This window comes from Streptomyces albiflavescens, assembly GCF_014645835.1.
Taxonomy (GTDB): domain Bacteria; phylum Actinomycetota; class Actinomycetes; order Streptomycetales; family Streptomycetaceae; genus Streptomyces; species Streptomyces albiflavescens.
In genome coordinates this window covers 46,306-69,975 of sequence record NZ_BMMM01000032.1, presented here as the reverse complement: position 1 = coordinate 69,975, position 23,670 = coordinate 46,306, and the positions used below count along the sequence as shown (strand labels likewise).

At 68.6% G+C, this 23,670-nt stretch carries 14 protein-coding genes and 5 pseudogenes; 9 read left to right on the top strand and 10 right to left on the bottom strand.

Annotation, left to right across the window (positions count from 1 at the left end; all coding sequences use genetic code 11):
* Positions 1-5: 5 nt before the first annotated feature.
* Positions 6-609: pseudogene (locus IEY95_RS46915) on the bottom strand (NADP-dependent oxidoreductase); the annotation flags it as partial.
* Positions 610-615: 6 nt separating this feature from the next.
* On the opposite strand from IEY95_RS46915, the pseudogene IEY95_RS46910 reads away from it, so the two are divergent.
* A pseudogene (locus IEY95_RS46910) lies at positions 616-888 on the top strand (universal stress protein); the annotation flags it as partial.
* Positions 889-1,155: 267 nt separating this feature from the next.
* Here the strand turns inward: IEY95_RS46910 and IEY95_RS46905 are convergent.
* Positions 1,156-1,386, bottom strand: coding sequence for a hypothetical protein (locus IEY95_RS46905; protein ID WP_189192457.1), 231 nt, complete (start codon positions 1,384-1,386; stop codon positions 1,156-1,158).
* Positions 1,387-1,412: 26 nt separating this feature from the next.
* Between IEY95_RS46905 and IEY95_RS46900 the strand changes: the two genes are divergently transcribed.
* Positions 1,413-3,587 (top strand): SpoIIE family protein phosphatase, encoded by a 2,175-nt coding sequence (locus IEY95_RS46900; protein ID WP_189192456.1) that lies wholly within the window; start codon positions 1,413-1,415, stop codon positions 3,585-3,587.
* Between the two features lie 47 nt (positions 3,588-3,634).
* On the opposite strand, the pseudogene IEY95_RS46895 reads toward IEY95_RS46900, so the two are convergent.
* Positions 3,635-3,960, bottom strand: a pseudogene (locus IEY95_RS46895) (transposase); the annotation flags it as partial.
* A gap of 134 nt (positions 3,961-4,094) precedes the next feature.
* Complete coding sequence (locus IEY95_RS46890) at positions 4,095-4,652, bottom strand: GNAT family N-acetyltransferase (RefSeq protein WP_189192455.1); 558 nt, start codon at positions 4,650-4,652, stop codon at positions 4,095-4,097.
* A 152-nt stretch (positions 4,653-4,804) separates the two neighbouring features.
* Between IEY95_RS46890 and IEY95_RS46885 the strand changes: the two genes are divergently transcribed.
* Positions 4,805-5,218 carry a hypothetical protein gene (locus IEY95_RS46885; RefSeq protein ID WP_189192454.1) on the top strand — a complete coding sequence of 138 codons (414 nt, stop codon included), beginning with the start codon at positions 4,805-4,807 and terminating at the stop codon, positions 5,216-5,218.
* A gap of 147 nt (positions 5,219-5,365) precedes the next feature.
* Positions 5,366-6,148, top strand: coding sequence for a phosphotransferase (locus IEY95_RS46880; RefSeq protein ID WP_189192453.1), 783 nt, complete (start codon positions 5,366-5,368; stop codon positions 6,146-6,148).
* Between the two features lie 328 nt (positions 6,149-6,476).
* On the opposite strand, the gene IEY95_RS46875 is transcribed toward IEY95_RS46880, so the two are convergent.
* Positions 6,477-7,046: a hypothetical protein gene (locus tag IEY95_RS46875; RefSeq protein ID WP_189192452.1), complete on the bottom strand. Its 570-nt coding sequence runs from the start codon at positions 7,044-7,046 to the stop codon at positions 6,477-6,479.
* Between the two features lie 499 nt (positions 7,047-7,545).
* Here IEY95_RS46875 and IEY95_RS46870 point away from each other — a divergent pair, with 499 nt between their 5' ends.
* A complete protein-coding gene (locus IEY95_RS46870; RefSeq protein WP_229703835.1) occupies positions 7,546-8,298 on the top strand; it encodes an MFS transporter in 753 nt (250 codons plus the stop codon).
* A 425-nt stretch (positions 8,299-8,723) separates the two neighbouring features.
* Here the strand turns inward: IEY95_RS46870 and IEY95_RS46865 are convergent, their stop codons facing one another.
* Positions 8,724-12,917: a S8 family serine peptidase gene (locus tag IEY95_RS46865; protein WP_189192451.1), complete on the bottom strand. Its 4,194-nt coding sequence runs from the start codon at positions 12,915-12,917 to the stop codon at positions 8,724-8,726.
* Positions 12,918-13,009: 92 nt separating this feature from the next.
* Between IEY95_RS46865 and IEY95_RS46860 the strand changes: the two genes are divergently transcribed.
* Positions 13,010-13,957 carry a helix-turn-helix domain-containing protein gene (locus tag IEY95_RS46860; RefSeq protein ID WP_229703834.1) on the top strand — a complete coding sequence of 316 codons (948 nt, stop codon included), beginning with the start codon at positions 13,010-13,012 and terminating at the stop codon, positions 13,955-13,957.
* 521 nt (positions 13,958-14,478) lie between these two features.
* Here IEY95_RS46860 and IEY95_RS46855 read toward each other — a convergent pair.
* Positions 14,479-15,648, bottom strand: a complete 1,170-nt coding sequence (locus IEY95_RS46855) for an RNA-guided endonuclease InsQ/TnpB family protein (protein ID WP_189192449.1) — start codon at positions 15,646-15,648, stop codon at positions 14,479-14,481.
* Between the two features lie 11 nt (positions 15,649-15,659).
* On the opposite strand from IEY95_RS46855, the pseudogene tnpA reads away from it, so the two are divergent.
* Together tnpA and msrB are read left to right on the top strand one after the other, a co-directional pair.
* A pseudogene (gene tnpA / locus IEY95_RS49935) lies at positions 15,660-16,072 on the top strand (IS200/IS605 family transposase); the annotation flags it as partial.
* A 476-nt stretch (positions 16,073-16,548) separates the two neighbouring features.
* Positions 16,549-16,956 (top strand): peptide-methionine (R)-S-oxide reductase MsrB, encoded by a 408-nt coding sequence (msrB, locus tag IEY95_RS46845; RefSeq protein ID WP_189192448.1) that lies wholly within the window; start codon positions 16,549-16,551, stop codon positions 16,954-16,956.
* A 453-nt stretch (positions 16,957-17,409) separates the two neighbouring features.
* Here the strand turns inward: msrB and IEY95_RS46840 are convergent, their stop codons facing one another.
* Positions 17,410-20,223 carry an AAA family ATPase gene (locus tag IEY95_RS46840; protein ID WP_189192447.1) on the bottom strand — a complete coding sequence of 938 codons (2,814 nt, stop codon included), beginning with the start codon at positions 20,221-20,223 and terminating at the stop codon, positions 17,410-17,412.
* A 139-nt stretch (positions 20,224-20,362) separates the two neighbouring features.
* Between IEY95_RS46840 and IEY95_RS51155 the strand changes: the two are divergent.
* A pseudogene (locus IEY95_RS51155) lies at positions 20,363-20,565 on the top strand (aminotransferase class I/II-fold pyridoxal phosphate-dependent enzyme); the annotation flags it as partial.
* Positions 20,566-21,046: 481 nt separating this feature from the next.
* Here the strand turns inward: IEY95_RS51155 and IEY95_RS46835 are convergent.
* Both IEY95_RS46835 and IEY95_RS46830 read right to left on the bottom strand, forming a co-directional pair.
* Complete coding sequence (locus tag IEY95_RS46835; RefSeq protein WP_189192446.1) at positions 21,047-22,024, bottom strand: alpha/beta hydrolase; 978 nt, start codon at positions 22,022-22,024, stop codon at positions 21,047-21,049.
* Between the two features lie 702 nt (positions 22,025-22,726).
* The gene (locus tag IEY95_RS46830) at positions 22,727-23,605 is read right to left on the bottom strand and encodes a Bax inhibitor-1/YccA family protein (RefSeq protein ID WP_189192445.1); all 879 of its coding nucleotides are present in this window, start codon (positions 23,603-23,605) and stop codon (positions 22,727-22,729) included.
* Between the last annotated feature and the right edge of the window lie 65 nt (positions 23,606-23,670).

Below are 23,670 nucleotides of genomic sequence, written 5' to 3'. Positions count from 1 at the left end.
CTTCCCTAGACGACCGTGAGCACGACCTTGCCCCGGATATGCCCCCCGGGCGACGCGCTCGTGCGCCGCCCGGGCATCCGCGAGCGGGAACCTGCTGTCGATCGCGACACGAATCTTCCCCGCGTCGACCAAGCTCTGCAGTTCGGCGAGCTGCGCGCCGCTCGAGCGGACCGACACGGCCGTGACCGTGACACCCAGCTTCGCGTTCTCCTCGTCGTCGAACTGGCCGAAGTACACCGGGTAGAGGGACCCGCCGCGCTTGAGGGTGCGCAAAAAGCGCCTGCTGTCGGGACCCCCGACAGTGTCCAGGACCAGGTCGACGTCACGAACGACCTCCTCGGGCCGCTCCTTGGTGTAGTCGATGAACTCGTCGGCGCCGAGCTCGCGCAGGAACGTCTCATGGGCGCCGGAGGCCACGGCGATGACACGGGCCCCCTTCCACTTGGCCAGCTGGAGAGCCAGGTGTCCCACGCCACCGGCAGCGCCGTTGATGAGCACCGTGCTCTTGCTGTCGAGTGCCATCGGGCGGTGCTGGGCCTCCTGGAACGGCGAGGGATGATCGTGCCCGAGCTCGATCAAGAACTGCCACGCCGTCAACCGCCGGGGTGGTCATCGTTGGCTGCCGCGGCCGAACGGCTGGGCCGCCCCTGAACCCGCACCGAGCGCTCGGGCCGCGTCGAACGCGAAGTCGTGGCCGCAGCCGAAGGCGCCGATCTGCTCATCCTGGCCCGCGACGGGGACCGCACCCACCTCGGACCCCGCAGCCTAGGTCCGGCCAGCCGCTTCATCGTCGACCACGCCCCCTGCCCCGTCCTGCTGGTCTGGCCGGAGGCCGCACCCGGCACGGACACCATCCCGCGACCGCCACCGCACCCTCCCCATCACCGGCTAGCCCTCCACCGGGCGCAGCTGTCACCGGCTCGGGCCCGCGCACGGCGCAGGGCGCCGCTCTCACCGCGCGACCGTCGCCGGATGTGGGCGTAGTGTCCGGGTATGGGTGATGCTCTGTGCGGCTGGTGTGGGGCTGCGCCGCTGGAGCCGATGGGGCATGACCGCCGGTACTGCTGGCCGGCGCATCGGCAGGCGGCATGGCGTGCACGTCGAAGGCAGCAGACGGCTGAGGCGCGGGGAACGATGACGACGGCCGGTGCTGAGCTACGTCTCCAGCGGCAAGCCGTCACTCTGCGGGCGGTCCGGCAGCCGCCACTGACCGGAGGTGTGGCGAGCTGGCACAGCGCCATGGTGACGCGGGGGCCGGATCTGGCCTGGCAGCTGGTGCGAGCGGCGGTGCTGGCCGACCGGGAGGCTGCGGTCGGCTGGGCGCAGATCGGTGCCGGACTTGGGATCGGTGGCGAGGTCGCTCGCGCTCGCTGCGGGCGCACGCATGCTTCTCCTTCCGGCGTCCGCAGGAGATGAGGGACGTGCAGCAGCTTGCCGACTTCGCCCCCCGCTCCGGGCTGGAGCAGCTCGATGCTCCCCTGGCCGACGTCATGCGGGACACCGGTGCCTCGGTGGGCCTGCTGTATCTGCTGCCGCCCGGTGAGCGGGTGCTGCAGCTGACGGTGATATCCGGGGTATCCCAGCAGATCGCAGCCCCCTGGGCGCGGGTCACGATAGGCGCCCCCCTCCCGGCGGCGGATGCCGTACGACAACGGCGCATGGTGTGGCTGAGCAGCCAGGAGCAGGTGGCACGCCGCTACCCCCAACTCGCGCTCGTGCTGCCGTACGAATTCATGCTGGCTGCGGCCCCGGTCACCTGTGGCACCAGCGTGTGGGGTGGCCTGGTACTGCTGTGGCCCATCTGGCACCCGCCGCAGCTGAGCTCACGTGAACGGGATGCGCTAGGCACGTGCTGCGAGAGCGAGGGTGTGCTCCTGCAACAGGCTGCCGACCAAGGGCAGCCGCTGCTGCCCACCGACCAGCCGCGGGTGCTGGCCCCCTTGCGCTCCGGCCGCATGGTGTCGGGCGAGGCACCAGCCGCCTTCGAGTTCGCTGAACGGCTGCCGCAGGGCTGCTGCGCACTCGATCTGGACGGGCGGGTCACCTTCATCAACACCGCAGCCGGCGACATGCTCGGCACAGGTGTCGGCGCCCTGCTGGGCAGCCGCCCCTGGGAGAGCCTGCCATGGCTGCACAACCCCCTCTTCGAAGACCGGTACCGGGCAGCGGTGGTCAGCCGCTGGCCCGCCTCCTTCACCATCCTGCGCCCGCCGGACCAGTGGCTGTTCTTCCAGCTCCACCCCGACGACAGCGGCATCAGCATCCAGATCACCCCGGTCCCAGCCGAGCACCCCAAGCCCACCACGCCGTGGCAGCACACCCCACCGGCACCCGAGGTCGGGGCGACAGCCCTGTACCACCTCACCCACCTGGCGGCCGGCCTCACCCAGGCTGTCGGGGCGGACGACGTGGTCCAGTTGGCCTGCGACCAGATCGTCCCCGCCTTCGGCCCCCAAGCCCTCGCCCTGTTGACCGCGGAGGAAGGCCGCCTGCGCGTCATCGGCACCTGCGGCTTCAGCGCCGAACTCACCGAAATCTTCGACTCCCAGCGCCTGGCCTCCGACACCCCCGCCGTCCGGGCCCTGCTCACGGGCGACCCAGGCTTCTACGCCACCTTCGCCGACCTCAAACGCGCCTACCCCCCAGCCGTCCACAAAGACGAGCTGCCCGCCTGCGCGGTCCTGCCCCTGATCGCCTCCGGCCGCACCGTCGGCACGCTCATCCTCGGCTACGACCGACCCCGCCCCTTCCCCGCGCCAGAACGCGCCATCCTGGCCTCACTGGCCGGACTGATCGCCCAGGCCCTGGACCGCGCCCGCCTCTACGACATCAAGCACCAGACCGCCCACACCCTGCAAACCGGCCTGCTGCCCCACACCCTCCCCACGATCCCAGGTCTGAACGCCGCCGCCCGCTACCGGCCCGCCGGCCACGGCATCGACATCGGCGGCGACTTCTACGACCTCATCCCCTACGGCGAAGCATCCGCAGCCGCGGCGATCGGCGACGTCCAGGGCCACAACATCACCGCCGCAGCCCTGATGGGCCAAGTCCGCATCGCCGTCCACGCCCACGCCACCGCCGGAACACCCCCCGGCGAAGCCCTCGCCCGGACCAACCGCCTCCTCATCGACCTCGACCCCGGACTGTTCACCAGCTGCCTGTACGCCCACCTCGACCTCGCACACCACCGCGCCCACCTCGCCACCGCCGGACACCCCCCACCCCTGATCCGCCACCCCGACGGCCACACCGAGATCCTCCACCTACCCCCCGGACTGCTGCTGGGCATCGACCCCGACGCCACCTACCCCACCACCGAGATCCCGCTCCCACCCGGCACCCTCCTCGCCCTGTACACCGACGGACTCATCGAAACCCCCGGCACCGACATCGACCACGCCACCGCCGACCTCGTCACCTGCCTCGCACAGGCACCAGACCAGACCATCGACGCCCTCGCCGACACCCTCATCAACCACTGCCCCCCAACCCCACACCAGGACGACATCGCCCTGCTCCTCATCCAGGCAGCGGGACCCCACAAGGCGACCTCGAACCCGGCACTCCAACCCCGTGAAGGGTGAAGCCCCGGACCCTGGCGGATGGAGCCGATGGCCGGTCTGCGGAACGAGCGCAGCCACGGGGAGACGTCCACGGTCAGTACGAGCCAGCCGTCCGCCGCCCTCGGCAGCGGCGTCCCGGCCAGCGCTCGAGCAGCCGTGCGAGGTCAATGTGGCCCTGGTTGAGCCCGCCGTAGAGAGCTCCGTGTCCGCGACGGTGTTCGGGCGCGAGCGCAAGATCGACCAGCGTCCGTACCGGCCCCTCCGTGCACAGCAACGCGTCACATAACTCGAACAGGGCGTCGCCCCGTGCGGTCAGGCACGCGTACAAATCCGACCGGAAGCGGCACACTTCCGCGAACGCATCCCGCAGGACGCCCTGATGCACCAAACTCACGACACACGGCCTTCGCACTGATCCACTCTGTGACGGAGCACAGGATCAGACGAAGGCCGTCCTCACGTCCGCTGAACTGCGAAAACGCCGATTAAGTTCGAGCCGCGTTCGACACCGGCCCGCAGGTGACCAGCTCACGGTCCGCTCATCGAGTGCAGTTGAGTGAACTCCTCAGCGAGCATGCCCATCATGACGAGATCGTGATGCCGACCAGCGAAGAACACGTGATCCCGGAGGCGGCCTTCCTCAACGAAACCGAGTCGGCGGTGGAGTGCCAGTGAAGCCTCGTTGTGCGCAAAGACCCGCGCTTGGCACTTGTGATAGCGCCGCTCGGCAAACATGAAGCGCAGCAGCACCACCACGGCTTCTGACGCGTAGCCCTTGTGCCGGTGGTCGGCGCCAATCGTGACCCCATAGTCGAACCAACCCGAACGAGGGTCTGCGTGGTGCGTGCCGACCGTCCCGACAATCTCTCCCGTGTCGACGGCTTCGACTGCCAACTGGAAGCAGTCGCCATCAGACTTGGCAGCGGCCTGCTCCCTCGCCCAGGCGCGGTAGCCCTCGGCGGAACGAGGTGGATGCAGCAGATCCCCCAACTGCTCCTCATCGGCGGCAAAGCGCATGAACGCTGTCCAGTCGTCAGGCTCGATGCCGCGCAGGCATATCCGCTTGCCCGTCCAGAAAGATGTCATCCCCTATTCGATCACGCTGCAAGGGCGCCGTCCAGGGGCTTCCAGGGCCTTGACCAGGCATTTCACGATTCCCAACGATGCCAAGTGTCAGCCACATACGGCGCTGGACGTTAAACGACAAGCTTAGGAGCTGCACACCTACGATCCACTCCATGCGCAGTGTGTTCGTGTTCCCCGCAGGTGAGCGTGCTGAGACCGTCGCGTCGCTCGATAGACATCTGCCCGAGCAGCGCGATCCCTGGACTGTGGAGGGCAACCTCTACATCGAGATCGACGATGAGCAGACCGGCTACCTCTTCTCCGACTGGGATCCCGACGACGTGGCGGCCCTGGAAACGGCCCTCGGGCATCGCCCCACCTGGGCAGTCCAGATTGACATCTCCGGACGAATCGACGGCACCATAGAGGTTCACCAACTGGTCGAGCTCTTGCTTGAGCACGGAGGCGTGGCGACCGACGACTATTGCGGCCACCCCTGGACCTTGCAGGACATCAGGTCTGGAGCGTTGAGCGACGGCCTGCGCTTCTTCGACTTTCGGGCCTACCACGAACTCAACCGCGAGTGAGAAATTTCCTGACTCGATCACCACGCAGCCGGCAAGTTCAGGGAAGCACCGTGCACCGCCCGACCCGGCTCAGTTCCCGCGCCTGGAGCCTGCCGGAAGTGGTACCGCGCCCGGGCCCAGGATTCCGCCACTCACTAGGATTCCACCATGATCCAGGACGATGAATCGATGCGCGGCGGCCTATCGACGGTGCGCCGTGAGGGCGAGACCATCCTCAGGCCCTGGCGCGTGTGGACCCCCGCGGTGCGGGAACTACTGCGCCACCTGGAGCAGGTGGGATTCGCTGGCGTGCCGCGCGCCCTGGGTGACGGTCCCGTGGACGGCCACGAAGTGGTGTCGCTGCTGCGCGGCGAAGTCGGGCTGTACCCGTGGCCACGAGCGCTCCTCGCGGACGGGGGCGTCACCGCGCTCGGGCGGTGGCTGCGCGACTACCACGATGCCGTACGCGACTTCCGGCCCTCGTCGCAGGCCGTCTGGTGCGACCCAGACGCCCGTTGGCGTCCCGGGCTGATCATGCGCCACGGTGACCTGACGAGCTGGAACTCGGTCTGGGCGGACGACCGCCTGGTGGGCGTCATTGACTGGGACCTGGCCATCCCCGGTGAGGCGTTGGACGACCTCGCACAACTGGCCTGGTACAGCGTGCCTTTGCGGCTTCCCGACCGTCAGCGCAGGGTCGGCTACGGCGCAGGCGGCGCGCCGTTGGCACGACGGCTGCGGCTGCTTTGCGACGCCTACGGCGCGGACCCAGCCGACGTGCTGGACGCGCTGGCGCGGTTGCAATGCGACGAGACCGAGCGGATAGCGCGCCTGGGCCCGCTCGGCGCGGACCCCTGGGCGGCATTCCTGCGGCAGAACTTCATCCCGGACATCGAGGAGGAGCGCGCGTGGGCGCTGGCCCAGCGCGAGGAACTCCTCGGCCACGCTTGACGCGACCTGGCCGGACGCCGGCACGTGGCAAACCACTGACGCTCAGCACCTTCCGGAGTTGTGCAGAGAAGCCTGTATCCGCTGCTCTCTCCTGCGCCCGTACCCCACCCAGCGGCCCCGCCTGGTGGAGATTCGCGACAACCTCATCGCCCGCATCGCCGAGGCTGAGGGCGAAGGCTGGCTGGGCGAAGTCGAGGGCCTGCGAGTCAGTCTCGCCGGCGCCGAGGAGAAGCTCGCGCAGCTCGCACGCAAGCCCAGTGCCGTCAACCTCGGGCCCCCACTCTGCCGAGACCTTCCCATTCCGCAAGGACTCCTCAGTGATGAAGCCCTACTGCAACGCGGACTTCAGCGCACCAGCAGTGGACCCTGAACTCGTGGAAGGGACCTTCCAGCGGAATGCGACGCCGTCGCCGTCGACGTAGACGAGGGTGCCACCCTTCTCTGCGGCAGTGATATCGAACGCAACAGAGTCGACCTGGTAGGTGCTCGGCGAGACATCTGGAGCACCCTCACTGAATCCAACGGGAGCGATCCTTCCCGCCCCCTCGCTGTTCCCCGCCTTGACGGTCTTCCCGTCAGGTGTCTTCCACCGGAAACCACCCTTGCCGACTGTGGTCGTCACCGGGGCCTTGGACCGATTCCCGGCTTTGAACCTGACGACAGCGAAGAGACCATGCTCCGGGGTTTCAGCGCCAGCCTTATCGACGTAGACGACGGTGTCTGGAGTGATCTGGGCGGTCCCCTTACCGTCGGCACCCGCAGTCTCGGCGGTCTGCCCGAACTTAAGCGCGGTGCGTGGACTTGGCTGCGGATTGCTCTTGTCATCACTGTTGGAACAGGCAATCAGACTCACGCAGCAGGCTGCTGCGAGCACGGATGCTCTGATGATGTGGCGCATGATCCCCCCGGATAGAAACAGTGGGCAAAGTCTGCGCCACGCTAGCAAGCCAGTGGATCATCGTTGCCCTGTGGTGCCCAACATGGTGCTCCTCGCAAGTCGCTCAGGTGCCCTTGCGGAGGCTAAGCCGCCCCAGGAGGGTTCTGCTGCGGTTGTCTCCGTGGTTCAGAGAAGTCACCAAGCCAAAGCTGATGGCGCCCGACCAGACGGTTCGAGGCATGCATAACCTCCGCAACGTGCCCTGAGAAGGCCAGCCTAGGAGCGGCGGGGCGGTCCGGCATGCGCAGCAGGAGGGTCCATCCGCCGGCCCGCACAGGGGCGGATGTCGCCGCTCGCCCTACAGCACGCCGTGCGACGCGTTCTCCTTTAACGCGTCGTCGTCCTCGCGGTAGCCGCGCATCACACTGCTGCGGCCTTCGATCGGGCCTCCCCACACCCCCTCCATGGGCCCGACCACAGCTCTCTATGCTGACTTCCTTCATAAGAGGGGGAGGGTGTATTGGCACGGCAGGTCACGCTCGTGCAGGATTTTCGGCGGTTGTGGGGCGCCTACGCAATCAGTGCTGCGGGCAGCGCCGTCGCCATGGGGGCATTGCCGCTGGTCGCCCTCCTGGTGCTGCATTCCTCGGCGTTCCAGGTCTCGCTGCTCACCGCTCTGTCCGCCGTGGCCAGCGCCGTGATCGCCCTTCCGCTCGGTGTCCGTATTGAGCACCGGTACAAGCGGCCCGTCATGATCACTGCTGATCTGGTCCGCTGTGCCGTGCTGGTGAGCGTTCCGGTCGCGGCGGCTTTCGGCGTGCTCACCTTCGTCCATCTGTGTGCCGTCGGCATCCTTCAGACGGCCGCGGCGGTCGCGTTCGACGCGGCGAGCGGCGCGCACCTCAAGGCACTCGTCCTGCCCGAGCACCGTCTTCGTGCCAACAGCCTGTTCGAGACCACCAACTGGATCAGCGTCAGCGCCGGGCCGCCCGTCGGCGGGCTCCTGATCAATGTCCTGGGCCCCACCACGACGATGGCGGCCGACGCCGCGTCCTTCCTCGGATCCGCCTTAGGCATCCGCCGCATCCGGCGGCCCGAACCCGCGCCACCGGCACCCGCCGCCACCCCTCACCTGGGCAGCGGGCCTCCTCGGCGACGTCGGCGGCCAGCTCGCGCGGCCCCGGATGCCGAACCCGCACGGCGGGGCGGGCGAGAACCAAGCGGTCGCCGTGGAAGACCTGGTGCAGTGCACCGGCGTTCACGCCGGTGGTGAAGCGAATCTGGATGTGGCGACGCGGAGCGTCGCCGCATCGTTCCGGCGGAGCTGGAAGCTCTCCGCGCAGGTCACCCCACCAGGGGCCCCGACTTCTTCAGGGGCAAGTAGCTAACGTGCCCGGCCGACACCTGCTCCGCGAGGTCGGCGGCCTCCTTGGCAGTGAACCTGCTCGAGCGCTCGCTCGGCGAAGCCGTCGGCTCCGAACCGGCTGAATGCCTCGTAGACGGAGCGTAGTTGGGCGCGGCTTTCCTCGCGGCGGGCCCGGTCGATCTCTCCCTGATCAAGGTCGACGTGCTTCGGAGTGAGGGACTCCGGGCGGCGGATCACCTCCGGCCACCGCATGGAGTACAGAACGATCACCACGTGCCGCCGCGGCAGAGGGGGGCGACTCGTTTCGAGTCGCCCCCCGGTGCGGCTGTAGGTCAGTGCTGGAGCTTCAGGCGGTGCACCCCTCCTTGGATGGTGCCGACGTACAGGTAGGCACCGTCAGGGCTCGCCGCGAGCTTCGTGGCGTCCAGATTCTGCAGCCCCGTCGAGATGTTGACCCAGGTCAAGCCGTTGTCGGTACTGCGCAGGACGCCACGGCCTCCCTTGGGGAGGGCGTTCGACGAGTACCGTGTCGTGGCCGCGTAGAGCGTGTCGCCAACGCGGAGCACGTCCGAGACACGCGTCGGGAGACCTCCGGTGTCCGCGGTCCGGAAGGTCTGACCGCCGTCGGTGCTCACCCGGACGCCGTCACCTCCGACGATCAGCCGGGTCCCGTCGAGTTCGAGCGTAGACACAGACCCCTCGGCGACCTTGGTGACCGTGGCCCCGCCGTCGTCCGACCGGTACAGCCCGTCGGCCTTGCCCAGCCACAGGCGGAGCGGGTCGTTCGGGTCACCGATCACAGCGTTGAAGGAGAGCTTGCTGTGGAGGAGCGTCTTCCAGGTCGTGCCGTTGTTGGTGGTTGCCAACAGGGTGGCATCGGCTCCCTGGATCCCAGAGTCGGTGCCGACGAGTACACGGTTCGGATCGGCGGGGTCGATGGTGAACACCGACGGGAATCCTCCGAATGTGGTCTTCTCCTCCCAGGTGCTGCCGCCGTCGTCGCTCCGGCTGATGAAGCTCGTGTCTATCCAGTCGGAGTACCGGACCTTCCACACCACCTTGGGATTCTTGGGGGACACCGTCACCGTTTTGACCCGCTCCCCGGTGCGTCCCTCGTTGCCCGACGGGCCCCACTCGGGCTGGTTGACGGGGAGTTCGGTCCGCTGAACTCCGTACTCCGTGCCGGCCAGGAGGGTGTTCCCGGCGACCGCGAGGTCGAACACCGTCCCGCCCTGCACGCCGATACGCCGGTAGCCGGTGCCGTTGGCGGAGGCCCGGTAGAGGCCGGCCGTGTCAGCGGACAGGGTGACCGATCCGTCCGCCCAGCGGTCGTAGTCGATCGGCAGGCTCTTGGGCATCGGCATGGGGAACGGCGCCCAACTGCGGCCGTGGTTCCGGCCGAGCCAGCTCTCACCGGTCGTACCGAGGAACACGTTGCCCCCGGAGACGTTCAGGCTGGTGACCGCATGGTCCACGGTGCGGAGGGTGGACCAGGTCTGTCCGTGGTCGTACGAGCCGACGATGCCCGTCGCTGTGTCGTAGGCGACAACGACCGAGTCGTCCGTGGCCAGTCGCTCGATGTAGCCATCAGAGTTGTAGACCTGGCGGGACGCTCCCAGATTGCCGGAGGCAACGCCGGAGCGTACCCAGATGCCCTTCGGGGTCGAGAGGTAGAGGTCGTCGCCGGAGACCGCCGCGTCCGTGACGTTGTCCGGCACCTCGGTGGGGTAGGCGGTCCAGGTGTCGCCCTTGTCGGTGCTAACCAGGAGTCCGACGTCGGTCACGGCGATCAGGGTGCGGGTCTGCTCGTCAGCGACCATCGCCGTGACGTAGCTGTCGGGGACATCGAGGGTCTGCCAGGTGCGCCCACTGTCCTCAGTACGAAGGATCTTGCCCTGGTACGTCAGCGCTGTCGACGCGTTACCGGCGCCGTTGACGGCGTACCACCAGCGCTTCGGCTGCTTCGCGTCGACGACGACGGTGCCGTAGCCCGGGCCTATCGGAAGCCGGTTGAGCTGGGTCCACGTCGCGCCGTCATCGGTGGTGAGCCACGGGGCAGCCTTGGCGAACTGGGTCATGACAGCCTGGTGGGGCGCACCGGGAGTGGTGGTGAGCTGGCCGCTTTCGCTGTTGGGGCCGACCGGCTCCCATTTGCTGGCGCGGCTGTCCTCGGGGGTGACCTCGAAGGCATCGGAACCGCTGAGACGCTGCCCGGTGAGCGCGGTCCCGCTGGCCGACACCTTGTACGCCCCGGCGGTGCGGCCGGTCACCGCGACTCGGTACCAGGCGCCGTGGTCGGGCACGGTCGTGAACGTCGTGGCCTTGCCGTGCGGCGGGGTGACGGTGACGGTCGGCGGTGTGCCCATCGGGACCGGGGTGCCGACGAGCACCGTGGAATGTCCGTCGCTGGGGTCCGGCGTGGCCTTCACGACCAGATGCTGGACGATCAGCAGATAGGGAACGGTGATGGCCGGTCCGCTGTCCGGGGTGACGGTGAGGCGTCCGGTGACGTCGGTGTCGGCGGCGGGTTGCTGCATATCGATCGTCACGGTGACCGTGGCGGTTCCTCCCGCCGCGATGTCGACCTGCTGGGGGCTGACCCGGGCCGCGCTGTCGGACGTCAGGTTCGCGGTCAGCCGCCGCGTCCCGGTGTTGCGCAGCGTGAAAGTCTTGGTGCTGTGGATCGTCTGATCGGCGAGGTCGGCGAGTCCGAACGAGAGCGTGGCGGGCGAGGCGGTGACTGCGGCGTCCGCTGCCGCGGCCACGTTCAGCCGTCCGCCACCCTGAGTGAACACATCGGGGCCGCTCAGCGGTTTCGCGGTGCCGACCAGAGCCGACTTCACCTCCTCCGGTGACAGCCCGGGGTGCAGCTGGCGGAGCAGGACGGCGGCACCCGCGACGTGCGGGGAGGCCATCGAGGTACCGGACAGCCGGAGCTCGCCCGACGGGAACAGCGTCTTCGGCACGGTGGAGCGGATCTCCACGCCCGGCGCCACCAGGTCGGGCTTCAGCTGGTGCCGCGGCGACGGGCCGCGCGAGGAGAACGAAGCGATCTTATCCGTGGCGTCGGTGCCGCGGATGGTCACGGAAACCGAGCCGTTTGCCACCCCGGTACTCAGTTCCTGGTACTGGGCCAACTCCATGCTGAGGACCACGAGCTTGTCCATGCGCCCGGAATCGCCGGAGGCCTTGGTTCCGAAAGTGCTGGGGGTCACGGCGACGACGCCCTTGCCGGCCCCGACGCGCAACGGGCCGCCACCGCCGTCGTACACCGGGCCGATCAGCAGGGCGAGGGCCCCGCGCTGCTCCGCCTCGCGGGCCAGCTCCAGGCTTGGAACCGCCCGGACCAGCACGATCTTGCCGCTGACATCGCCGACCCGGGACCAGTCCTCGGCGCTGCCGGAGCCGGCGTCCACGACCTGTGCGGTGACCGGCTCGGCCGGCGCATTCGCCGACAGCCGCTCGCGGACTGTCTGGAGGAGTTCGGGATGAGGGCCGGCCAGATACGCCGTGGGCAGCACGAGGTTGGTCGTGGACGCACCGACGGCGATGACCCCGTCAGCGGCCGCGGGAGTGCCCACCGTCCCCGTACCGGGGCCGCTGTTTCCGGCGGCTGCCACCACGACAACGCCCGCGCGGGTGGCGGCCGTCGCGGCCAGGCCCAAGGGTTCGGTGCCGTCACCGTAGCCGCCCAGGCTCATGTTGATGACGTCGGCGCGGTGCGGGTTCGCCGGGTCGGCGGCCGCCTCGATGCCCGCGATGATGTCGGATTCGTACCCTTGCCCCGCACTGTTCAGCACCTTGTAGGCGACGATGGAGGCGTCCGGGGCGACGCCGGTGATCCCGCCTTCCTCCGCGGCCTTGCCCGCGATGATGCCGGCGACATGGGTGCCGTGATAGTGGTCGTCCATCGGGTCGTCGTCGCCGTTGACGAAGTCGTACCCGGCGACGACCTTGTGCCCGGGGCCGAATCCGCCGCCGAGGTCGGGGTGGGTGTAGTCCACGCCCGTGTCGAGGACGGCAACCGTCACGCCCGTACCCCGGACGGCCTTGCCCGTCGGGTCCTGGTGCTTCCAGACCTCGGGCGCGCCGATGAACGGAACACTGACATCGGTCCGCGCCTTCACCGGGATGTCCGGGACGACTCCGGTCACACCCGGCAGCGCGGACAGCCTGACGACCTCGCCGGCCGGAACCGTCATCCTCACGGCGTTGACCAGGAGGTTGAAGTTGCGGACCGAGCCGGGGTGCAGTCCGGCCTGCTTGACCTTGCCGAGGAAGTCCTTCTGCCGGGATGCCACTGACCGGCGCTCGGCGGCGACGTCGGCGGCGTCGGCGGCGTCAGCCGCCCGCACCCTGCCGCCGCGGACAGCGGGAATCGCGGCGTCCCCGGAGAGTTTGACGATCACCCGCCGCCCGGGAGCCGGCAGTACTGAGCCCTCGGCAGACGGAACCCATGAAAGGAGCCCCCCGACGACGACGGCCGCCAGGCCGACGTTGAGCGATCTTCGCGAAGATATTGCCATAGGTGAAGGTCCTACGTGGGGCGACCGGGCCACGGCAATGATTTGCCGAGGCCCATTGCTGCCAGTGGCATATGTGGGCCAAGATGCGGCTCATGGCAACGGAACTGACCGCCGCAGGCATCGATCCGTTCGACGAGAGCGTCTACCGCGCAGTCCTCACCAGGCACACCGCGCGCCCCGCTGAACTCGCAGCCGACCTCGCCACCTCCCCCGAGCGGATCGTCCGCGCGCTGGATCGGCTGCGCGATCACGGACTGGTCGGCCGCCTCGCCGGGCCCCGTCGGCGCTATGCCGCGGTCGAACCGCGGGCAGCCGTCGAGGCACTGGTCAGGGCCCGGACGGTCGAGCTGGACCGGGTCCGGTCGGCGGCAACCGAGCTGTCCCTGCTCTTCGCCGCAGCCCAGGAAGGCGCCACCGACGAAGTCGAGATCGCCACCGGCAGCGACGCACTGGGCCGTTGGTTCGTACAACTGCAACAGGAGGCGTCCAAGGAGGTCATCACCCTGGACCGGCCGCCCTACGCGCTGACCACCTCCAACCCAGTGGAGGCCACCGCACTGACCCGCGGTGTGGAGTACCGCTCCGTCTACGCCCCGGAGGCGCTGGAGTGGCCGGGCGTCCTCGGTGACATCCGTGAGCTCGTCCACCACGGCGAACAGGCACGCGTGCTGCCGGGACTGCGGGTCAAACTCGCCATAGCCGACCGCCGACTCGCACTGATGCCGCTGTCGTTGCACCTCACCGATGTACGCGCTGCGGTCATCCGCCCCTCCGCGCTACTCGACGCGCTCATCGACTACTGGGAGATGTGCTGGCGGCAGGCCACTCCGCTCGACGCCCCCGCTGAAGACCCCCTCAACGAGGAGGACCGACAGATGCTCATTCTTTTGGTCAGCGGTCTCAAGGACGAGGCAATAGCCCGTCAGCTCGGCTGGTCCATACGCACCATGCGGCGACGGATGAGCCGACTGCTGGAGTTGCTGGGCGCGGCCAACCGCTTCCAGGCCGGGGTCATCGCGGCCCGCTGCGGCTGGCTGTGAGGTTCCCCCGTTGCCCGGGAGATGCTGCTCCGGCCGAGACCAGGCTGCGGCATCAACACGCCCTCGCGGCACAGCCATCGAGTGTCCAAGATCATGGAGAAACTTGGCCAGGCAAAAGGACGCCGGCTCTCCAGATCGAGCACAGCCGCTCGGCGTGGGGAGGCGCAGTTCCTCGCTCACGTCGCAGGCGCGCATCAATAGGCCGGCGGCTACCGTGGCCAGGCCCGCACGCTCATCAACCTGGACCGCGGCATCGTGGCCGCCGGCACGTTTGCAGGTCCTGGAGTCAGCGAGCTGGTGCGCTCGGCGGCCATCGCTGTCGCCGGCGAGGTGCCGATCGGCAGGCCCTGGCATGCCGTCCCGGCCGTCCCCACGATCGGTGAGACTTGGCTGCGGCTGCTGCAAACCCACCGCGGCGAGCGGCGTATGCGCCTTGCGGTCAACTTGCCCCGGCCTGAAAGGACCGGGCTTGGAGGTAGTGCCCAACTGGCTGCTGGGTGGGCTCCTCCGTCCAGACACCCTTATGGGGTGGCAGGGACGCGTGACTCACGCCCCGCAGTCCACGCAGCCTCGCCCTTGCGGGCGAGGTTGCGGGAAGCATTCCGGTCTGCGTGGGCAACGACCCCGCAGTTCCGGCAGGTGAAGCGGGCCTGGCTTGCCCGGTTCTTCTTGTCGATGTGGCCGCACTCGTAGCACTGCTGCGAGGTGTAGGCGGGATCGACGAAGACCACGGGCACGCCGGCCCTGCGGGCCTTGTAGACGATGAAGTCTGCGAGCTGGGCGAAGGCCCAGGAGTGCAGCGCGACCCGTTGGGGCTTGCGGAGCCGTACCCTCTGCCGGATTCCCTTGAGTTCTTCCAGGGATATCCCGTTCGAGGTGCGTTCAGCCTCGGTCACGATCGTCTTGGCGATGATGTGGTTGGTGTTGGCGGCGTGCCGCTGCTCTTTGCGGGCACGGGACTTAAGCCGCCGCCTGGCGGACTTGGTGCCCTTCTTCTGGAGCTTGCGCCGCAGGCCGGCCTGCTTCTTGCGGTGCCGGTTCAGGCCGCGCCCGGCGGCCTTGTAGCCGGTGGACGTGGTGGCGATGTTGGCGATGCCGAGGTCCACACCGGTAAAGCCGTCGGGCTCGTACTGCTCGGCCTCGGGAACGTCGCAGACGGCGACGAGGTAGAACACGCCGTCGCGTTCGATCAGGTCGGATTCGCCCTTGCGGTACTCCCGCAGGGTTTGGAGCATATCCGCAGAGCAGGCGAAGCGGACGTTCTTGATGCGCCCGGCGGTGGTCCAGATGCTCACCGTCCGCGCGTCGTACTGCCAGCTCAAACACCGGTCGTCGTACGGCTGCGCGGCCTCCGGCCGGAACGCTATCGGCTTCGTCTCGGCCTTCATCCGTCGCTTGGAACCCGACTCGCCGAGGTTTCCGGCCCGAATGTTGGCCTTGAGCGTGGTGTAGGCGTCGCGAACCTTCTTGATCACGTGTTGCGCAGCCTGGGATCCCAAACCCCGCGCCTTCAGCTCCGCATAGGTGTGCTTGCGCAGCTCGTACTCACGCGGAACACCGCGCTCGAACGCGACTGCCGACACCCAGTTCGCGGCCTCGTTGACCGTGTGCAGGGTTGCCGATAGTGCGGTGGCCTGGTCGGCCTCCGGTATCAGCTTCACTTGCACGACGATCTTCACAGGCGTGATCATATCATTACTCTATGTCACCACACTGGGAGCCGAACCCCAATATCCGCAGGGGCCGTACGGTCGTGTACACCCTCCATGCCCAGTTGGTCTTCACGCCCAAGTACCGGCGCGGGCCGTTCACGGACGAGATCCTGCGACACTGCGAGGGGTCATGCGCGCCGTCTGCACCGACTTCGAAGCCGAGCCGGTCGAGTTCAACGGCGAGACCGATCACGTCCACCTGCTCGTGCACTCTCCGCCGAAGGTCGCCCTGTCCCGGCTGATCGGCTCCCTCAAGGGCGTATCCGCCCGCAGGCTCCAGCAGGAGTTCCCCCGCACATACCTGTGGGGCGATCACTTCTGGTCGCCGTCCTACTTCGCCGCGTCCTGCGGCGGCGCACCTCTCAGCATCATCAAGGAATACATCGAGAACCAGAAACGCCCCAACTGGGGTCAACAGTGCAGACCCATGCGCCGGTGCGGGTCAGATCAGTCCAGAGAAGCGCTTCCTCCCGGGCGTGAACGCCCGGGGTTCCGCGCTAGATCACGCTGAACCACCGTGCACAAAGGTGTGCGCAGGCACAGGTAAGCCGGTGGGTAGCGAGGCTGCTCGAGGTGAGCTGCCGGGCCGCCGCGTCATGCTGCGCCGGCCGCAATGGGGCACCTGGCCAGCTGTCAGTGCAGTCGGCGGCCGCCCACCTCAGGTAGGTGACACGCGTCACAGCGGCCGTTCTGAGCTGCAGGAACACCCCCGGTTCATCGACTGTTGAATGGTGCGTAGGTGCCGGAAGGGACATGTGTCCCCGGCCTGACTCCCGGCTTGCAGCGGAGGACCGAAGTTCTGCAATGCCCTTTGCCGCGAAGTGACCGCCCTTCCTCACACCTGTATCTCTTCTCGATCCTCTGTGAGGTGGAATTTTTATGCCGTATGACATCGAAAAGCCGGAGGAGCAGTGGCGTGCCGAGCTGACGCCTTCCGAGTATCGGGTCCTGCGCCACGCTGCTACGGAGATGGCCTTCACTGGCGAGTACACCGACACCAAGACGAGAGGTGTCTACTCGTGCCGTGCCTGCGGGGCTGAACTGTTCACCTCCGCAGAGAAGTTCGACTCCGGCTGTGGCTGGCCCTCCTTCTTCGACCCGAAGGACAGCGACGCAGTCGAACTGGCCGAGGACCGGTCCTACGGGGTGGTGCAGACCGAGGTCCGCTGTGCTCGCTGCGGATCGCATCTTGGGCATGTATTCGAGGGCGAGGGCTTCGCCACCCCGACCGATCAGCGTTACTGCATCAACAGCATCTCGCTGCGACTGACGCCCGACGAGAGCTGAACAAGCGCGTCTGCGCCTGTCAGCAGAGCCGCCCCCGTTGCTGCCGTCCTGGACGGCAGCAACGGGGGCATGCGCAGTAACGGGCTTCAGCAGTGCGGGACGTCAGCAGTTACGTGCGGGAATCTGCTTCATGCCGTCGACAATCGCGCGCTGTGTGATGGCGCTGGCGAAGCGGACGGTGCTGGGCTTCATCACGACGCCGTACGCGCAATGGCCGTCCGTGCCCCGGCGGATGCAATGGCATTTCAGTTCGTTCTCGCTCGCCGGGCAGTCCAGAAGCTGGCATCTGGTTGACGAGCGACAGGCAGGTGACATGGTCCTCACGCCGAGCAAAGGCGTGCTCTGTTTCCGTGACAGCGACAGTTCCCCCGCCAAGCGGGTGTCTTCACAGCACAGTCCGATATCAAGGCATGCCCTGCCGGCAGGAAGACCATGGGTGCAGGGCCTGTGTCTCTACGGCTGGTTCTGCGACGGGGATGGGTGTTCCAGGGCGTCTCGCAGCATGGCGCGGGAGGTGATGCCCAGTTTCGGGTAGATCTGGTAGAGGTGGGCGCCGACGGTCCGGTGGGAGAGGAACAGACGCTCCGCTATCTGCTTGTTGGTCAGTCCCAGGGCGCCGAGCCGGGCTATCTCCAGTTCCTGGGGGGTGAGCGTGCGCGCTTTCGGTGTGCTGGGTCGGCGCCTGCCGGAGCCGGCGGCCCGCAGTTCCGTCTCGGCGCGTTCCGCCCATGGCCGGGCCCCGAGGTGTTCGAAGGTGGACAGTGCGGCGCTGAGGGGTCCTCTGGATTCCGTGGTCGCCCTGACGCGTCGCAATCGCTCGCCGTAGGCGAGTTGGACGCGGGCGTAGTCGAACGGCCACTGTTCGGCACTTGGGACCGCCAGGGCTTTCGTGAACAGGGCGAGGGCCTCGTCGTCGTCCGTGGCGGCCAGGGCGGCGCAGGCCTCCGTCAGCAGGGCATGGCGTGAGGAGATTGCGGCCACGCCGGCTTCCCGCATCGCGCGTACGTGGGCGGCCGCCTCCATCCGCCGGTCGGTCCGCACGGCGGCTTCGACCAGGTCCATCGTCGCCCACAGGGCGTGCGGCGCGTGTGAGGCGAGGGTTCCCGCGGGGCTGATGGCGCCTGCGTGCTCGTATGCGCCGGCGAAGTCACCGCGCCCCAGGGCTGCCACGGCCGCGGCGTGATGGGCATAGTGCGCGGCGCAGGACGCTCCTTTGGGTAGGGCCCAGTGGATGATCCGCTGGGCTGTCGCGTCCGCCTGGTCCGCTTGTCCGCGTGCGGCGGCGAGGATGGCCTGCACGTACTGGAAGTACCAGAGGAAGCCGGTGTAGCCGTGTCTTTCGCACAACTGGATTCCCTCGTCGGCCAGTTGGGCCGCCTCGTCCCACAGGCCGGTGAGGTAGTCGTCCAGGCACAGGTGGACCAGAGCGGACATGTACCGGCGGGCCGGCCCGCCGTCGCGGCCCATGCGTACCACTCGCCACGCCGCCTCGCGGACATCTGCGAGCCGGTCGAGATAGATGGCTGCCGTGCTGGCCCGGGTGATCTGGACGGGGTCGGTCGCGGTGGCCAATTGCGCCACGAGCTCGTCGAGTTCCTTTGAGGCCGCAGCGCCGGTGCGCGCCGGGTCGGAGAACGTCTTGCCTATCGCGGACAGGACCGTGGGCGCCTCGGGCGTCATTTTCTCCAGCGCTCGGTAGTACGGCTGCCACAGGTCGTGCCGGGCACCGAAGAAGCAGACAAACGCAAGCGTGTAAAGAACGTCCACAAGCGCCTTGTCATCGGCGTCGTAGGCGTGGGTGCCGGTCTCGAGGGCAGCCACCAGCAGGCCGTGGGCCGTGTCGACGTCGCCGTCGCCGTCGCCGTTGAGGATGAGAACGGCGGTGGCTGCCGCCGAGTGCAGACAGCGCCGTGGACCCGGGGCCGTGTGCCTGGCGTCGTCCAGGAGCTTTCGGGCGCTGGGCAGCGCTCCGGTGGATGCGGCGCCGACGTAGGCGGCCTCCGCGAGCCGGCGGCTGCGGTCGGGGCAGGGCGGGGTGAGGTGTGCTGCCCGGACCAGGGTGCGCATGCCGGCCGCGGCGTCACCGCGGCGCAGAGTGATCCGGGCGGCGTGCTCCAGCAGGGCGGCCACGTTCTCGTCCGGTTCCAGGGTCGCCTCGCCCAGGTGCCAGGCCCGACGCTCGCACTGATCCACCAGGACGTGGGCGAGCGCCGCGTGCACCGCACGTCGTTCGCCGCTGGTGGAGGCCTCCACCACGGTCGAACGGATGAGCGGATGGCGGAACTTCAGCCGCCGCGCTCCTTCGTCGATGTGCACCAGTTGCCCGCGCTCGGCAGGCGCCAGGTCGTCCAGGTCGTATCCGTCGTCCGCCTGCCGTGAGGCCGCCTGCAGCACCCCGAGGTCTCCGACGCCTTCCAGTGCGGCCAACAGCAGAAGGCGCTGCGAGGGCTGCGGCAGACTCGTGATCCGGGAGCCGAACACTGCCCGCAGGCGCCGGCTGAGCGGCAGCACGGCGGGGATGTCGTCGTGGACCGGACCGTGCACCGTGGTGGGCAGCGCGGACGGCAGCTCCAGCAGGGCCAGCGGGTTGCCGTGTGCCACGCTCAGCAGGCTGCGGCGTGCGCCGGCGGCCAGGTCCGGGAACCTCGCGGCGACCAGGTGGTCCGCCGACCCCTCGTCCAGCGGCTGCAGCCAGTACGTGGGCAGGACACCACTGTCGTGCAGGCTGTGTGCATCACTGCGCGACGTGGCGAGAAAGCTCACACGGATGCCGGCGGCACGCCGCGCGACGAAACCCAGCACAGCCGCGCTCGCCCGGTCCAGCCAGGGCAGGTCGTCGATGAGCAGGACGAGCGGGTCACCGGCCGCCACCTTCTGCAACAGGAGCAGGACGGCGTTGGAGACCATGAGCTGTTCCGGCGGTGCGCCGCTCTCGAAACCGAGCGCAACACGCAGGGCATCCCGAAAAGGCGCCTGCAGTTCGCCGAGCGCGTCCTGGAAGGGAAAGAGAATCTGGTTGAGACCCGAGTAACTGCAGCTCGCCTCGAACTCCACACCGGCAGCGCGCAGAACCCGGGTTCCCTCTGCCTGGGCCGCCCCGGCGAGGATGTCCAGCACTGCCGTCTTCCCGACGCCCGCTTCCCCCGACAGCAAAAGCGCTCCACCTGCGGCCCCGAAACCCAGAAGGTCACGGATCCGCTGAAGGTCCAGGTCCCGGCCGATCAATGGGCCGGCCGTGCCGCGTGGGCGGGAGTGGTTGTCGATCATTACACGCTCTCGTCACTCTTCGCAGGCCAGCCCATTTTGAACTAGTGCATAATAGTAATTGCAATAGGAGAATTGCATTAGAAGAGTACATGTTTGCCGGCCCGGTCGATGACGAGCCCGTCCGCCTGGTCCGCGCCGCCTCCCCGACGGCCCGGTCGGGCTCGCCCCCGGACCGCTCGACGCCATGGAGCGCGTGCTCGTCGCCCACCTGCGACCCGGCAACGCCGTGGCGGTGGCGGATGCGGGCTGGGGCAGCCTCTTCGACCCCGCCCCGCCCTCGGGCTGCGGCCGGTCCCGGTCGGCGTCGACGACCCCCTGCCGCACGACGTGGACGCGGCCCTGCGGCCCCGACCTGCACCTGACCGGCCTCACCGGCGAGCGCCCCGCCGCAGTGACGACGTGCCGGACCGCCACCGACGATGTCCGGGCAAAGTCGTCCGCAAGGAAGCGTCGCCGCAGCGCAGAAAGCTGCGCCGGGCGGCATCACGCGGTGCATCCTCGCACCCGACCACTACGGCCGGCATGGCGGACCCAGGAAGGCACCCTGGCTGCGCGCCGGCCGCCGGCGGCCGGCGCGCAGCCGCCTCCCGGGGCCTGCGTAATGCTGTGCATTCGCAACGTGCTCGGGCGGAAACACCGGCGGGTGCCGTGGGCGAGGACATCGTGTGCGCGGACGTCATCGGCGCGCTCCGGGAACATTCGGACCCGTCAGTGCGACCGCTGCCAAGGCGGCTTCGATCCCCGCAGCAGCACGGCCGCGCCCTGCCACCGGCGCATGCCACGGCGCCCGGTGACCCGTCCACGGCTCCGCGGAGCAGGCAGGTCACACGCCGGTGCCGAGAGCGTGCCGGAGCGTGGCGATGGCCTGGGCGGTCGCCCTGCGGGCCGCCTGCGTGGCCGACAGCGCATCGAGCACGACGAAGTCGTGTGTGCTCCCGCCGTAGCGGGTCACGGTGACCGGCACACCCGCAGCTCGCAGCTGTGCCGCGTAGGCCTCACCCTCGTCCCGCACGACGTCGGCCTCCGCGGTGACGACGAGCGCCGGGGGCAGATGAGTGAGCTGTTCCACGGTGGCCCGCAGCGGACTGGCGGTGATCTCCGCGCGGTGCGCCTCGTCACTCGTGTACTGGTCCCAGAACCACTGCATGACATCGCGGCGCAGGACGTAGCCCTCGGCGAACCGGTGAGAGGAGCCGGTGTCCAAGCGCGCGTCGGTGACGGGATAGAACAGCACCTGCTGGACGAACGAGACGTCCCCGCGTTCCTTGGCCAGCAGCGTCAGGGCCGCAGCCATGTTGCCGCCCGCCGAGTCACCGGCGACGGCCAGCCGCGCGGGGTCGATGCCGTGGTCGGCTCCCTGGCTCGCTAGCCATCGGGCCACCGCGTAGCACTCCTCCAACGCGACGGGATAGCGCGCTTCGGGCGAGAGCGTGTACTCGGGGAAGACCAGCGCCATCCGCGCGCCCACTGCCAGTTCGCGCACCAGCCGGTCGTGCGTGTGCGCACTGCCGAAGACCCAGCCGCCGCCGTGGATGTACAACGTGGCGGGCAGCATGCCGGCGACTCCCCTGGGACGCAGGATGCGCACCGCGACACTGCCCTTCGCTCCACCGGAGACCGCGACCCAACGGTCGTCTATCTCCGGCTTGTCGAGTACGGCGGACTGCGCCCTCTCCAGCGCCCTGCGGCCCTGCACCGGTCCCAGATCGAACGGGAACGGCGGGGACGCGGTCGCTTGGGCGAGCTCGCGAGCGGCCGGTTCCAACACCGGTTCCCTCGGGGGTAGGGCGTAATCAGGCATCACACATTCCTTGGCGGGTGAGGGCTCCGCGCGAGGCACGGGAACCCCGACAGCGAACGCCCATTGATCGTCAAAAGGCCGGCCGTGACCGCGCAGCGCGGGACTGTTTGCAAGACAACTCCCCCAGGAGCGTTGGCGCATCGGTCATGTGACTGCGGGCGTGACGGGCCCATCCGGCCTCCAGGGCAGGCGATGGCCACGCGACTCGTCCGCCGGGGCGACGGGCACCGCCCGTGGGCATGGCCAAGGCCCCCGCGGATCGGTGGACCGCGGGCGCGGACACGACGTGCCAACCGCGGCGTGTGACCGCGAGGACGGCAGCCGGATCTACCGCGGCAAGTCCGGCGGTGGTGAGCGCCGAGCAGACGGACACTGCGGAGGTCGACAGCTCCTCAAGGACCAGTTGGGCTTCGCCCTGAAACGCAGCGCAGCGGGCGGTGACAAGTTGCCACCGCCCGCTGCGGGGCAGGTTCGACCTGCCCTGTCCCCCAGTACCTGGTCGATACTGGTGCTGTGGGAGCACGAGCCCTCCGCATCAAGGCCCTGGGCACGTCCCTGCAAGGACCGCTGCTGAAACGCCGGCAGGTCCACGGGCTGATCCGTCGCGAGCGCCACGTCGGTGACGAGCGCCCGGTGCAGATCACCCGACCGGGACCTCACACTCGAACCGATGCTCACCGTGATTGACGGAGCAACGGCCTCTCAGGCGGACTTGTCGCCGCCGTTCAGGATGGAGAACAGCTGCAACGCCTCCACGTAGATCCACACCAGGGTCAGTGTGAGGCCGAAGGCCGCCAGCCAGGACTCCTCGCGCGGGGCCCCGTGGGCGATGCCGTCCTCGACCTGCTTGAAGTCCAGGGCCAGGAAGCACGCGCCGAGGATGATGCCGATGACGCCGAAGACGATACCGAGGCCACCGCTGCGAAGGCCCAGGCCGTCACCGCCGGCGAAGGCGGAGAACAGCAGGTTGGCGACGGTGAGCAGCACGAAGCCCATCGCGGCGGCCATCACGAAGCCGTAGAAGCGCCGGGTGACGCGGATCCAGCGCATCTTGTACGCGATCAGCACACCGGCGAAGACCGCCATCGTGCCGAGCACCGTCTGGATCACCACGCCGGGGCTGATATAGGTGGAGGTGACGCTGGAGATGACTCCGAGGAAGACGCCTTCGAACGCCGCGTACGCCAGGATCAGTGCCGGGACCGGCCTGGCCTTGAACGACTGGACGAGCGAGAGGCCGAAGGCCAGCAGGCCGGCTCCGATCGCGATGCCGTACGACCTGCTCAGGCCGGCCTCGTCGACAGGCAGCAGCACCCACGCGAGGACGGCGAAGAGCACGACCGTGCCGAGTGTCATCGCTGTGCGGGCCACGACGTCGTCGATGGTCATCGCAGCGCCCCCAACCTGCTGCTGAACAGCAGGTTGGGGGCCAGACACGGCGTCCACGTCGTGTACGGTCCCGCTTTGGTCGGCCGTGCCCTGCGCGTAGGGATCGAGACCCACAGCGGCGTCATCGGCGTGCAGATTCTGCTCGTTGCGGTTGAACACCCGTCGCGAGAAGACGGGATTGCTGCTCTTCATCTCACTCTTTCCTCTGTGGTTGCACCCGGTCCGGTCCCGATACAGATCTGAAGATCCGAGTACCG

What these genes read in the sequence shown, in the direction of transcription:
- IEY95_RS46905 (WP_189192457.1), bottom strand. Translation starts at nt 1,386, where the DNA reads ATGCGTGCGCCCGCAGCGAGCGCGAGCGACCTCGCCACCGATCCCAAG.
- IEY95_RS46900 (WP_189192456.1), top strand. Translation starts at nt 1,413, where the DNA reads ATGAGGGACGTGCAGCAGCTTGCCGACTTCGCCCCCCGCTCCGGGCTG.
- IEY95_RS46890 (WP_189192455.1), bottom strand. Translation starts at nt 4,652, where the DNA reads ATGACATCTTTCTGGACGGGCAAGCGGATATGCCTGCGCGGCATCGAG.
- IEY95_RS46885 (WP_189192454.1), top strand. Translation starts at nt 4,805, where the DNA reads ATGCGCAGTGTGTTCGTGTTCCCCGCAGGTGAGCGTGCTGAGACCGTC.
- IEY95_RS46880 (WP_189192453.1), top strand. Translation starts at nt 5,366, where the DNA reads ATGATCCAGGACGATGAATCGATGCGCGGCGGCCTATCGACGGTGCGC.
- IEY95_RS46875 (WP_189192452.1), bottom strand. Translation starts at nt 7,046, where the DNA reads ATGCGCCACATCATCAGAGCATCCGTGCTCGCAGCAGCCTGCTGCGTG.
- IEY95_RS46865 (WP_189192451.1), bottom strand. Translation starts at nt 12,917, where the DNA reads ATGGCAATATCTTCGCGAAGATCGCTCAACGTCGGCCTGGCGGCCGTC.
- IEY95_RS46860 (WP_229703834.1), top strand. Translation starts at nt 13,010, where the DNA reads ATGGCAACGGAACTGACCGCCGCAGGCATCGATCCGTTCGACGAGAGC.
- IEY95_RS46855 (WP_189192449.1), bottom strand. Translation starts at nt 15,648, where the DNA reads ATGATCACGCCTGTGAAGATCGTCGTGCAAGTGAAGCTGATACCGGAG.
- msrB (WP_189192448.1), top strand. Translation starts at nt 16,549, where the DNA reads ATGCCGTATGACATCGAAAAGCCGGAGGAGCAGTGGCGTGCCGAGCTG.
- IEY95_RS46840 (WP_189192447.1), bottom strand. Translation starts at nt 20,223, where the DNA reads ATGATCGACAACCACTCCCGCCCACGCGGCACGGCCGGCCCATTGATC.
- IEY95_RS46835 (WP_189192446.1), bottom strand. Translation starts at nt 22,024, where the DNA reads ATGCCTGATTACGCCCTACCCCCGAGGGAACCGGTGTTGGAACCGGCC.
- IEY95_RS46830 (WP_189192445.1), bottom strand. Translation starts at nt 23,605, where the DNA reads ATGAAGAGCAGCAATCCCGTCTTCTCGCGACGGGTGTTCAACCGCAAC.